Source organism: Snodgrassella sp. B3837 (genome assembly GCF_026535955.1).
Taxonomy (GTDB): domain Bacteria; phylum Pseudomonadota; class Gammaproteobacteria; order Burkholderiales; family Neisseriaceae; genus Snodgrassella; species Snodgrassella alvi_E.
This window is the reverse complement of record NZ_JAFNPI010000002.1, coordinates 48859-60991: the sequence shown is the minus strand read 5'-3', so window position 1 is coordinate 60991 and position 12133 is coordinate 48859. Positions and strand designations below refer to the sequence as shown.

Annotated in this window: 12 protein-coding genes and 3 tRNA genes; 5 read left to right on the top strand and 10 right to left on the bottom strand. The window is 43.1% G+C overall.

Features of this window, described 5'->3' with window-relative positions; genetic code table 11:
• Positions 1 to 99: 99 nt before the first annotated feature.
• The 7 genes from gltA to J3U67_RS00685 all read right to left on the bottom strand — a co-directional run bounded on the left by gltA (position 100) and on the right by J3U67_RS00685 (position 5834).
• Positions 100 to 1383 carry a citrate synthase gene (gene gltA, locus J3U67_RS00715; protein ID WP_100141520.1) on the bottom strand — a complete coding sequence of 428 codons (1284 nt, stop codon included), beginning with the start codon at positions 1381 to 1383 and terminating at the stop codon, positions 100 to 102.
• 73 nt (positions 1384 to 1456) lie between these two features.
• Positions 1457 to 1714: a succinate dehydrogenase assembly factor 2 gene (locus J3U67_RS00710; protein ID WP_100152102.1), complete on the bottom strand. Its 258-nt coding sequence runs from the start codon at positions 1712 to 1714 to the stop codon at positions 1457 to 1459.
• A complete protein-coding gene (locus tag J3U67_RS00705) occupies positions 1714 to 2418 on the bottom strand; it encodes a succinate dehydrogenase iron-sulfur subunit (protein WP_100152103.1) in 705 nt (234 codons plus the stop codon). The genes J3U67_RS00710 and J3U67_RS00705 overlap by 1 nt, the downstream gene beginning before the upstream one ends.
• 12 nt (positions 2419 to 2430) lie before the next feature.
• A complete protein-coding gene (gene sdhA / locus J3U67_RS00700; RefSeq protein ID WP_100141523.1) occupies positions 2431 to 4200 on the bottom strand; it encodes a succinate dehydrogenase flavoprotein subunit in 1770 nt (589 codons plus the stop codon).
• A 2-nt stretch (positions 4201 to 4202) separates the two neighbouring features.
• Positions 4203 to 4550 (bottom strand): succinate dehydrogenase, hydrophobic membrane anchor protein, encoded by a 348-nt coding sequence (gene sdhD, locus J3U67_RS00695; protein ID WP_267389978.1) that lies wholly within the window; start codon positions 4548 to 4550, stop codon positions 4203 to 4205.
• Complete coding sequence (gene sdhC / locus J3U67_RS00690) at positions 4547 to 4927, bottom strand: succinate dehydrogenase, cytochrome b556 subunit (RefSeq protein WP_100152105.1); 381 nt, start codon at positions 4925 to 4927, stop codon at positions 4547 to 4549. Before sdhC ends, sdhD begins: the two co-directional genes overlap by 4 nt.
• A gap of 139 nt (positions 4928 to 5066) precedes the next feature.
• Complete coding sequence (locus tag J3U67_RS00685; RefSeq protein WP_267389977.1) at positions 5067 to 5834, bottom strand: GntR family transcriptional regulator; 768 nt, start codon at positions 5832 to 5834, stop codon at positions 5067 to 5069.
• A 223-nt stretch (positions 5835 to 6057) separates the two neighbouring features.
• Here J3U67_RS00685 and J3U67_RS00680 point away from each other — a divergent pair, with 223 nt between their 5' ends.
• The gene (locus J3U67_RS00680) at positions 6058 to 7035 is read left to right on the top strand and encodes a malate dehydrogenase (RefSeq protein ID WP_267403318.1); all 978 of its coding nucleotides are present in this window, start codon (positions 6058 to 6060) and stop codon (positions 7033 to 7035) included.
• A 58-nt stretch (positions 7036 to 7093) separates the two neighbouring features.
• On the opposite strand, the gene J3U67_RS09180 is transcribed toward J3U67_RS00680, so the two are convergent.
• Positions 7094 to 7270, bottom strand: a complete 177-nt coding sequence (locus tag J3U67_RS09180; RefSeq protein ID WP_416384666.1) for a protein MIGRI — start codon at positions 7268 to 7270, stop codon at positions 7094 to 7096.
• A gap of 80 nt (positions 7271 to 7350) precedes the next feature.
• On the opposite strand from J3U67_RS09180, the gene metX reads away from it, so the two are divergent.
• From metX to J3U67_RS00660, 4 genes are all read left to right on the top strand, one after another.
• Positions 7351 to 8490 carry a homoserine O-succinyltransferase MetX gene (metX, locus tag J3U67_RS00675; protein ID WP_267389974.1) on the top strand — a complete coding sequence of 380 codons (1140 nt, stop codon included), beginning with the start codon at positions 7351 to 7353 and terminating at the stop codon, positions 8488 to 8490.
• A complete protein-coding gene (metW, locus tag J3U67_RS00670; protein ID WP_100141529.1) occupies positions 8487 to 9083 on the top strand; it encodes a methionine biosynthesis protein MetW in 597 nt (198 codons plus the stop codon). Before metX ends, metW begins: the two co-directional genes overlap by 4 nt.
• 272 nt (positions 9084 to 9355) lie before the next feature.
• Positions 9356 to 11077, top strand: coding sequence for an arginine--tRNA ligase (gene argS / locus J3U67_RS00665; RefSeq protein WP_267403316.1), 1722 nt, complete (start codon positions 9356 to 9358; stop codon positions 11075 to 11077).
• A 298-nt stretch (positions 11078 to 11375) separates the two neighbouring features.
• A tRNA-Leu gene (locus tag J3U67_RS00660) sits at positions 11376 to 11460 on the top strand.
• 468 nt (positions 11461 to 11928) lie between these two features.
• On the opposite strand, the gene J3U67_RS00655 is transcribed toward J3U67_RS00660, so the two are convergent.
• Positions 11929 to 12004 (bottom strand) — tRNA-Val (locus J3U67_RS00655).
• A gap of 26 nt (positions 12005 to 12030) precedes the next feature.
• Positions 12031 to 12107: transfer RNA gene (locus J3U67_RS00650), tRNA-Asp, on the bottom strand.
• Between the last annotated feature and the right edge of the window lie 26 nt (positions 12108 to 12133).

Sequence of the window (12133 nt, the reverse complement as noted above, 5' to 3'; positions counted from 1 at the left end):
ATATCAACATACCGATTCCAGATCACCACGCAAGCACATGGGGATGAAGCATTAGTATGTTTCAGGCAGCTAAAAAGCTGCCTGAATACACCAACTAAATTAGCGTTTATCTACAGGTAGATAATCGCGACGGCCGGCACCAGTATATAACTGCCTTGGACGGCCGATTTTCTGATGTGGGTCAGCAATCATTTCATGCCAGTGTGAAACCCAGCCTACTGTTCGCGCAAGAGCAAACAAAACAGTAAACATCGTTGTAGGAATGCCCAATGCACTCAGAACAATACCAGAGTAAAAGTCTACATTTGGATAAAGCTTGCGTTCAATGAAATAAGGGTCTTCCAATGCGATTTTTTCCAAAGCCATTGCCAGCTTGAATTTAGGACTATCGTGTAAACCCAGCTCATTGAGCACTTCATCACAAGTCTGTTTCATGATTTTGGCTCGAGGATCCATGTTTTTATAAACACGGTGGCCAAAACCCATCAGACGATAACGTTTTTCTTTAACTCCCTGCATAAATTCTTCAACGCGGGATACATCACCAATCTCATCCAGCATTTTCAGTACAGCCTCATTGGCACCGCCATGAGCCGGACCCCACAAACAAGCAATACCTGCTGCAATACAGGCGAAGGGATTGGCTCCAGACGAACCGGCCAAACGTACAGTAGAAGTGGAAGCATTCTGCTCATGATCAGCATGCAGGATAAAAATCCGATCCAAAGCACGTTCTAACACAGGATTAACCACATAATCCTCAGTTGGCTTGGCAAACATCATATGCATGAAATTGCCAGTATAAGACAGACTGTTACGCGGATAATTGAAAGGTAAACCTTTTGAATAGCGATAGCACATGGCCGCCAGTGTCGGAACCTTGGCAATCATACGGTATTCAGCGATCCGACGATGCTCAGGATTGCTGATATCCAGACTATCCTGATAAAACGCCGCCAGTGCACCTACAACCCCCACCATCATTGACATCGGATGAGCATCACGACGAAAACCTCGGAAGAACCAAGTCAACTGCTCATGCACCATGTTATGACGCAACACACCCAGTTCAAATTTCTGTTTTTCGACTGCATTAGGTAATTCACCATAGATAAGCAAATAACAGGTTTCCAAATAATCACTCTGTTCTGCCAGTTGCTCAATGGGATATCCCCGATAATATAACTGCCCCTTTTCACCATCAATGAAGGTGATTTTCGATTCACAGGATGCGGTTGAAGTAAAACCTGGATCAAACATAAACATGTTGGTAGTACCATACAGTTTACGAATATCAACCACATCTGGTCCCAGCGTACCAGATAACACTGGCATTTCAAAAGGCTCTTGCCCCTCGACGTTGAGTATAGCGTTCTTGGTCATCCCTAACTCCTTAATTTTCAATTTTTCTATTTAAATAATCTAAACTTAAATACATTAACAAAAGTAAGGCGTTTCACAACCTCTCAGCCTGTCTGATTTTTTCCAGAACAGGCTCAAATTCAGGGTACGCACATTCTTCCGCTTTATTGATTAATGCCAGAATTTCCGGATCCGGCAAATCCATTAACGCCACAAAAGCTGCCAGCTCACTATCCGACAAATGGTCAAAAACCTGTGTCATGAATCTGCCTAGAATAATATCTAGTTCCAGCAGACCCCTACGAGCTAACCAACGAATGCGGCGTTTGGCATTATCATCAAAGTGTTGCATCAAATTGCTCTTCTTAACATTAAATCTTTAATCTTGCCTATAGCTCGAGTCGGATTAAGGTGTTTCGGACACACATCCACACAATTCATAATCGTATGGCAGCGAAACAAGCGATATGGATCATTAAGATTATCGAGTCGTTCATTAGTACGCGTATCACGAGTATCGGCAATAAAACGATAAGCATTGAGCAGGCCAGAGGGACCTACAAACTTATCGGGATTCCACCAAAATGAAGGGCAAGAAGTTGAGCAGCAAGCACAAAGAATACATTCATAAAGACCATCTAGCTCCTTACGCTCAGCCTGTGTTTGCAAGCGTTCACGCGTTGGTGCTGCTGTATCATTAACCAGATAAGGTTTAATAGAATGATATTGATTAAAAAACTGTGTAAAATCAACAATCAAGTCTCGGATCACCGGTAGGGCCGGCAAAGGTTTCAACACAATCGGCTGCTTCAGGCTACGAATATCCGTCAAGCAGGACAATCCGTTTTTACCATTGATATTCATACCATCCGAACCACAGATACCTTCACGGCAGGAGCGACGGAAAGACAGACTATCGTCCTGTGCTTTCAGTTTAATCAGTGCATCTAGCAGTTTGACATCTGTTGGTTCAATTTCAAGTTCATAATCTTTCATGTACGGCTTATCATCCACATCGGGATTATAGCGGTACACCTGGAAGCGGATTTTTTCCATCTTGATAGTTCCTTAGTAAACGCGTTCAGCCGGTTTTATATATTCCACACTCAAAGGTTTAGTGTGTACTGGTTTATATTCCAGATGCTGATCTTCAGCGTAATACAATGTGTGTTTCATCCAATTTTCATCGTCACGTTTAGGGTGATCATCAGAAGCATGAGCACCACGTGATTCTTTACGTGCAGCAGCAGAAACCAGTGTAGCCTGAGCCACTTCAATCAGGTTATCCAGTTCCAGCGCTTCAAGTCGTGCTGTATTCCAAACCTTACTCTTATCGTGAATCTGAGATTTAGCCACACGAGTAGCTATCTCATTGATTTTATCTACGCCTTCTTTTAACAAGGCATCGGTGCGGAATACACCAGCATGCGACTGTACACAACGCTGCAAATCAGTACGAACATCAGACACTTCTTCACCATTCGTCTGATTTTCCAGTCGGCTGAGACGTGCCAAGGTTTTCTCACCGGCATCAGCTGGCAATTCACGATGAGCAACCTGCTGATTAATATACTCAATCATGTGGTCACCGGCCGCTTTACCAAACACCACCAAATCAAGTAAAGAATTAGTACCCAGACGGTTGGCTCCGTGCACAGATGCACACGCACACTCACCTGCAGCATAAAAACCAGGTACAGGAGCTTCCAGATCATCACCTTTGGCCATAACTACCTGACCGTGATAATTAGTCGGAATACCACCCATCATATAATGACAGGTTGGCACCACCGGTATCGGGTCTTTAATCGGATCCACACCGGCAAACTGAATGGAAATTTCGCGAATACCCGGCAATTTTTCCATAATTTTCTGCGCACCTAGGTGGTCCACTTTTAGCAAAACATGATCTTTATTTTTACCGACACCACGGCCTTCATGAATTTCAATAGCCATCGCACGAGACACTACATCGCGGCATGCTAAGTCTTTTACAGTAGGTGCATAGCGTTCCATAAAACGCTCACCTTCACTGTTTAGCAAGATTCCACCTTCACCACGTACGCCTTCAGTAATCAGCACACCAGCACCTGCCAAACCTGTAGGGTGGAACTGCCAAAACTCCATGTCTTCCAATGGAATACCTGCACGAGCTGCAATCCCCAGTCCATCGCCGGTATTCATATAGGCATTAGTAGAGGAAGCATAAATACGACCGGCACCGCCAGTTGCAAAAAGCACAGCCTTAGCATGCAGAATGTAAACTTCACCAGTTTCCATTTCCATGGCAACGACACCAATGACCACACCCTCCGAATCCCGAATCAGATCCAGCGCTGCCCACTCTACAAAGAACTGAGTTTCAGCATGAACATTTTGCTGATACAAAGTATGCAGCATGGCATGGCCAGTACGGTCAGCCACGGCACAAGCACGCTCGACAGCTCTTTTACCAAATTCGGCAGTATGCCCGCCAAAAGGACGCTGATAAATTTTGCCGGATTCAACACGGTCAAATGGCATACCCATGTGTTCCAGCTCTACCACCGCATCAGGTGCACGACGAGTCATGAACTCAATTGCGTCCTGATCACCCAGCCAGTCAGAACCCTTTACGGTATCGTACATGTGCCAGCTCCAGTGGTCTTCCTGCACATTACCCAGCGAGGCGGAAATACCACCCTGAGCAGCAACCGTATGCGAACGAGTTGGGAAAACTTTAGATAGCACCACTGTATTTAAACCTGCTTTAGATAATTGCAGAGCCGCACGAAGCCCTGCACCACCGCCGCCAACAATTACTGCATCAAAACGACGTACCGGCAAACTCTTGGGCATACTCATGCTAACCCCCAAATCACTTTAACAGAATAAATCAGACTGCCTAACAGCCATAAAATAGTAGCCACATGTAAAAACAGGCGTAAACCCGCCGGTTTAATGTAATCCATCCATAAATCACGAATACCAATCCAGGCATGCATCACCAGTGCCAGCACAAATATCTGAGTTACCACGCGCACCCAAGTCAAGCTAAAAAAACAGCGCCAATCCTGATAAGTATGGGGTAAACAGATGATCATGATTAAAAACAGCACTGAATACACCAGCATGATGACAGCGGTGATGCGCTGCATAATCCAGTCGCGCAAGCCATAGTGCGCGCCAGCTAATTTACGGTCTATCATGATAATAAACACGCTCCATAAATAATAACGGTCAATACAATTGCACATACCACCACAGCTTTGGCAGAAGCTCGTGCTGTTTTCAGTTCTGTACCTTTATGTATATCCAGAAGCAGAAAGCGAATACCGGCCAGACTGTGATAAACGTAAGCCAGCAACAGCACAAAAAGAATGCACTTAACCAAAGGATGGTGTACTAATGCCTGATAAGTATTAAACGCAGATTCATGGGACAGCGTACCTGCAAACAGCCACAATAAAACCGGAATACAGATAAACAGTGCCACACCACTGAAACGATGAAAAATAGATACAATACCCGGAATGGGTAATCGTATCTTTTGAATATCCAGATAAACTGGCCTTTCCTTTTGCATCGGTAACTCCTCTTGATTATTAGAAGATTTAACTCAAAACCAGCGACTCACGCCGCCTCAAACCGAAATTTACTGCAATTGACCCAGTTTTTAACAAACCAGTCAAAAAACAACAGATAAATTATTTACAATTCAGTCTTCAAAAATCTGCTGAGCTTTTTAATGAAAGCTGCAAAGCCTGACTTCCGAATTGTAAATAACGCCGGCGCCACTCATACGCTACACCGTCAACACTCTGACTTAGGCGCCCCAGACAAAGTGCAGATGTAACCACATCCGCTTTTAACAGTTTGGCTGTTTCTGCACGCAGCGAAGTCTGCCAGAGCCATTGTTGCGCAGTATCCACCAGAACATCATATTCAATCAACAAAAAAGCATAAAAACTACCGCGGCGACGCACAAAACGTACATTTAAATCCGGTAATAATGCAACAGGTAAATACATTTCATCTACTGCCACCTCTGTATAACCAGTACGCCACAGCAGCATAATTTTCCAAACAGATTCTGACACCTTAATACCCAGCTGCTCAGCCGTTTCTTCATCAGCAGCGGCAACCGCAAGACTCAATACTTCAGCCACAGGCCAGATTTTTTCCAGCCTATCCTTGTGTAAGGCAGGTATTTCCGTAAAAGGAAAACAACCCCAATCCCAGTTTTGCTTAGTAACAAAAGTACCCACCCCTTGCTGGCGCTGCAAAATACCACGCGCCGCCAATTCACTCAGACCCTTACGTATCGTACCCTGACTGACTTTCCACTGCTCTGCCAGATTCCATTCGCTTGGAAGAGGCTGGCCAGGTTTGAAATCGCCATCCACAAGTAGGTGTACTACCCGCTTCATGACAGACTGATATAGAGGAATATGCCTTTTAAGCGGATTAAGTTTGAATCTATTGTACGACATTTCTAACTCAAGTAAACAAAGTCTTATATAAGACATAAGATATCACAAAAATTGCTAAAATATTCTCAAAAAACATCATTCCATTACGTCAATTAATTTAATTTTGAACAAAATTTTGCTATCATACCGACCATAATTTTGTGGTGCAGCATCATCAACCACCTTGTAAAGACAAGAAAAACTATTTGTTGTCGTGTTTATTTATTAATTAAGAGGACAAGTTATGAAAAAACCTGTACGCATTGCCGTAACGGGTGCTACTGGCCAGATTGGTTATGCTCTGCTATTCCGTATCGCCAGCGGCGATATGCTTGGAACCGATACACCGGTTATTCTTCAACTGCTTGATTTGCCACAATCACAGACTGCTGCACAGGGTGTCATGATGGAATTGCAGGATTGTGCATTTCCCCTGCTGGTTGATATGTTTGCAACTCATGATCCGGAAGTAGCATTTAAAGATGCGGATATTGCCATTCTCGTGGGCGCTCGCCCGCGCAGCAAAGGAATGGAACGCAGCGATTTACTTCAAGCAAACGCCGAAATCTTCGCAACTCAGGGTGCGGCGCTAAATAAAGTAGCCAGCCGCAATGTTAAAGTAGTAGTGGTTGGCAATCCAGCCAATACCAATGCTTACATTGCCATGAAATCGGCGCCCGATTTACCCGCTAAAAATTTCACTGCCCTGATGCGTCTGGATCACAATCGCGCACTCAGTCAATTGGCAGAAAAAACGGGTAAGCCAGTAAGTAAAATCAGTAAATTATGCGTTTGGGGCAATCATAGTCCCACCATGTATGTAGATTATCGCTTTGCCACCATTGATAACGAAAATATAGCAGAGATGATTAATGACCAAAGCTGGTATGAGAACGAATTTCTGCCTAAAGTTGGTAAGCGGGGATCAGCAATTATCGAAGCACGTGGCCTTTCCTCTGCAGCTAGTGCGGCCAATGCCATCATTGATCAAATTCATGATTGGGTAATCGGTACTGACGGCGAATGGGTTACTATGGGTGTGCCTTCTGATGGTTCTTATGGCATTCCGGAAGAAATGGTATTTGGCTTCCCGATGACCTGCGAAAATGGTGAGTACACTATCGTCAAAGATTTGCCAATAGATGAATTCAGCCAGCAACGCATTAATCAGACTCTGGCCGAGCTTGAAGAAGAAAAAGCCGAAGTCAGCAATTTAATTTAACATTTCAAACCTGTTTTCGGCCAGCACTAATTGCTGGCCGTTTTATCTTAGCGAAGCTTCAGTCTCCTTTTAGCACATATAACAAGCATATCAGCGCTGCCATACTTAACAATATTATCGCCAGACTGTTCACCCAGTAATTTATTGATTCTCTATTCCGCTTTCTCAGTACGCATCTGTATATCACCACCAAAAACAAAACAATTATCAACAGACGCAGTAATCGTCCAATCATTTACTTTCCAAAACATGTAATTCTGTGCAAACAACGTAAAGTCGTTATAATGCCCATTTTCTATTCTTTTACATATTCTCATGAAAGAAATAGACAGTATAGGCCTTGTCACCCCTCAGAAGCTGTTTTTTGACTGCCCGCTCACCCTGCAGAATGGTAGCGTTTTACCACATTTTGAGCTAATGATAGAAACCTATGGCTGTCTAAATGCAGATAAAAGCAATGCGGTACTGATTTGCCATGCGTTGTCTGGAAATCATCATGTTGCAGGTTACCACAATCGCGATGACAAACATCCCGGCTGGTGGGATAACATGGTTGGTCCTGGCAAACCAGTTGATACCAATCATTTTTTTGTCGTGGGACTGAACAATCTGGGTGGGTGCCATGGCAGCACCGGACCTTTAAGCATCAATCCCACTACCGGACAGGCTTATGGTGCTGAATTTCCAATAGTTACTGTAAAAGATTGGGTGAAAAGCCAAGCTATGCTGGCCGATCGGCTGGGTATCCAGCAATGGGCTGCTATCATGGGTGGCAGTCTAGGTGGAATGCAGGCACTACAATGGGCCATTGATCAACCAAAACGATTACGCCATGCGCTGATTATCGCTTCAGCACCCCGTTTATCTACCCAGAATATTGCTTTCAACGATGTCGCTCGACAAGCCATACTGACTGACCCCGACTTCTGTCAGGGTCACTACGTACAACAACAAAAAATTCCACGTCGTGGTTTGCGCATTGCACGAATGATGGGACACATCACTTATCTTGCTGAAGACGGTTTGGGCAAAAAATTTGGCCGGCAAATGCGTCAGCCAAATTATCAATATGATTACAATGTCGAATTCGAAGTAGAATCTTACTTACGTTATCAGGGTGACAAATTTGCCGAAATGTTCGATGCCAATAGTTATTTACTAATGACAAAAGCTTTGGATTATTTCGATCCGGCAAAAGATTTTGATGGCAATTTGGTAGCCGCAGTCTCAACAATTCAAGCTAAAATATTTCTGGCCAGCTTCAGCAGTGACTGGCGTTTTTCACCTAGACGATCACAGGAATTGCTGGACGCATTGGTGGCAGCCAACAAACCTGTACAATATATCGCGCTTAACTCCGTTCACGGCCATGATGCTTTTTTAATGGAAGACAAGGATTATCAGGCCGCCATCCGCATTTACTTCAATAACATAGCTAGCGAACTTACATTATGAACACTTCTACTACGCCATTGCGTGGTGACTTACAACTAATTTTCGACTGGATAACTCCAAATAGCCGTGTTCTGGATTTAGGTTGCGGAGATGGAGAATTGCTGGCTGCACTGGTTAAACACAAAAATTGTCAGGGTTATGGACTGGAAATTGCCACAGACTACGTTCTGGCGGCCATGCAACGTGGTATCAATGTCATACAGGCTGATCTGGAAGCAGGACTGCAACACTTCAATGATAATAGCTTTGATATTATCGTTTTAAGCCAAACCATTCAATCCATGCAGAATACAGAAAAAATTTTACAGGAAATGAAACGTGTAGCACGTGAAGCCATCGTTACTTTTCCCAATTTTGGTTACTGGCGCAACCGTTTGCAAATTGCTTTACGTGGCCACATGCCCGTATCTGAACGCATGCCCTATCAATGGTATAACACACCAAATATACATTGGTGTACCTTACAGGATTTTGACAAGTTATGTGCCAAAAACCATTTAAATGTGCTGCAACGCGCCGTAATGAGTGGCAATAAACGTATCTCATTGTGGCCAAACCTATTAGGTAGTCTAGCTTTTTATCGCGTAGGTTAAAAATAAAAAGAAATAGTAGCTTCTGCTCTAAGCCTTAAAACAACTGCTAGGGTAACCATCATGTACGCTCTCATTTTAAACCCAGAAAACGTCACATCAACCAAAATTCAGCCCCCAGCACACTCATATTTATAACACCAATCTGGGTAAAACTATCATTTATCTCACAATCAGCAGCAATCCAACAATCCCCTTGCCGATAATAGTCTTTGCGGATGCGATTTAAGCGTATTTGTGCGAAAATTAGCCATTTTCTTAAGTACTGAATCAACATGAAATTACATCAACAAGTTGCTGCTGAAGTAACAAAAGCTTTCAGCGCAACCGGACTTGCTGAACACCAGATCGTATTACAACCCGCCAAAAACCGCGATTTTGGTGATTATCAAATTAACGGCGTAATGGGTGCTGCCAAAAAAACAAAGCAGAATCCACGTGAACTGGCAAAAAAAGTTGCTGACGCTCTATCAGACAACCCGTTGATAGCCTCCGCCGAGGTTGCCGGTCCCGGCTTCATCAACTTACGATTGCGCCCAGAAAAATTGGCTCAGTACATCCAATCAGCTTTACAAAACGAAAATCTGGGGATTGCCCAAAGCAGCACTCCTCAAACAGTAGTAATCGATTATTCCTCGCCTAATCTAGCCAAGGAAATGCACGTCGGACACTTGCGATCAAGCATCATAGGCGATAGTCTCAACCGCATACTGTCCTTTCTTGGCCATAAAGTAATCCCGCAAAATCACGTTGGAGACTGGGGCACCCAGTTTGGCATGCTGGTAGCCTATCTGATAGAACAGCAGAAAAACGGCAATGCAGCACTAGAACTAGCTGATTTAGAACAATTCTACCGCAATGCCAAAGTTCGATTTGATGAAGACGAAAACTTTGCCAATACTGCGCGCGAGTATGTCGTAAAACTTCAGAGTGGCGACAAAGAAGTTTTAGCATTATGGCAGCAATTTGTACAAACATCACTGCAGCATGCACAGGCCATATATCAAAAACTAGGACTGAAACTGCAACCTGAAGATGTAACCGGAGAATCCTTTTACAACGATCAGTTGCAATCTACAGTCAACGAATTGCTGGATAAAGGTATCGCCGTAGACAGTGACGGCACCAAAGTTGTTTTTTTGGAAGAATTTAAAAACCAAGATGATGAACCAGCACCTTTTATTATTCAGAAAAAAGATGGCGGCTTTCTGTACGCTAGCACTGATTTAGCTTGCCTGCGCTATCGCATCAATACCTTGCATGGTGACCGATTAATGTATGTAGTTGATGCACGTCAGAGCCTGCATTTCGACGAACTATTTACCGTAGCACGTAAAGCCGGCTGGCTACCCGATCGCGTGCATGCAGAACATGTACCTTTCGGTACCATGATGGGTAAAGATGGTAAACCGTTCAAAACCCGCAGTGGCGATACCGTAAAATTAATGGATTTAATTCACGAAGCTGTGAATCGCGCTTCCGCCTTAGTAGCTGCTAAAAATCCTAATTTGAGTGCTGACGAAATAGCTCATATCGGACAGGTAGTTGGCATAGGTGCAGTAAAATACGCAGACTTAAGCAAAAACCGAACCAGTGATTATGTATTCGACTGGGACAGTATGCTGTCACTAGAAGGCAACACTGCCCCTTATTTACAATATGCCTACACCCGCGTACAAAGCGTCTTCCGTAAATCAGGCACATGGAATGAACAGGCTCCGATTAGCCTCAAAGAACCATTAGAACTGCAGTTGGCTGTAGAACTACTCAAGTTTGAAGATATACTCGATAGCGTGGCAGAAACATCTTTTCCACATTATCTTGCTGCCTATCTGTACCAAATTGCCACCCTATTCAGCCGTTTCTATGAAGCCTGTCCTATTCTTAAAGCAGATGAATCCACGCGCAATAGCCGTTTACAGCTCACCAGCCTGACCGGTAAAACCTTACGACAAGGTCTGGCTTTACTGGGTATTGACACACTGGAAACCATGTAAACCTATTTTCATATGCAGAGAATACAGTACAGTCTGAAGCAAAGTAATTCAGACTGTACTGTATTGAACGACTACATAAATCATATTTGATTAATATCTGTATATGGTATGAAATTCTATTCAACCACAAGTTACTTAAATGAAATCAGTTTATTTCGTCTTTCTAGCAAGGTTTGTCTAGAATATTTTTATTGCCTTTAAACCGAATATTTATCTGTTTGTATATTCTTAATTTATTTTTCTTGGCACGTTTTTCAAACTATCTTATAATAATTGTCTGAATCAAGTTTTGATTTATGCGGATATGGCGAAATTGGTAGACGCACCAGATTTAGGTTCTGGCGCCGAAAGGTGTAAGAGTTCGAGTCTCTTTATCCGCACCACATATTTAAAAAAGGTATCTTTATTTAAGATACCTTTTTTAATACCTCACATTTTCATCATAAATCATATCAACCAGTCTCTGAATCTAGTCCATAATATCTGGTTTTTTCTAAACGCAAACTAACTGAATTCTCCATATACCAATATCTTCATTATCTCTATAAACCTTCAAACAAAAGATTAAATGATCTATAGAAATTTGCTCTCCACCCAAATCCAAGAACAATTTTCAAATTTTTTATTCTTCACTCAGATGATATGATGTACGGATGCGCTCAAAGCAATCACAAATATGATCATATACTGTTTTCAACAAACCAAAATTAAATTATGCAGAATAAGTTGAATATTTACTGAATATAAGTTAAATTGTTTTGCATATATCTATATTAAGCTGTCGGCACCACTAAGAAAGCTAATAACTAGGCAAAAATGAATAAAACTAGAATGATATAAAAAGATATGTTTGGTGGGTGATGACGGAGTCGAACCGCCGACATTCTGCTTGTAAGGCAGACGCTCTACCAACTGAGCTAATCACCCAAAAGAAAACAGCTAAATGGGTATANTGGCGCGGCGGACGGGGCTCGAACCCGCGACCCCCGGCGTGACAGGCCGGTACTCTAACCAACTGAGCTACCACCGCGCAAATTTTATGCTAATGCATAAAAT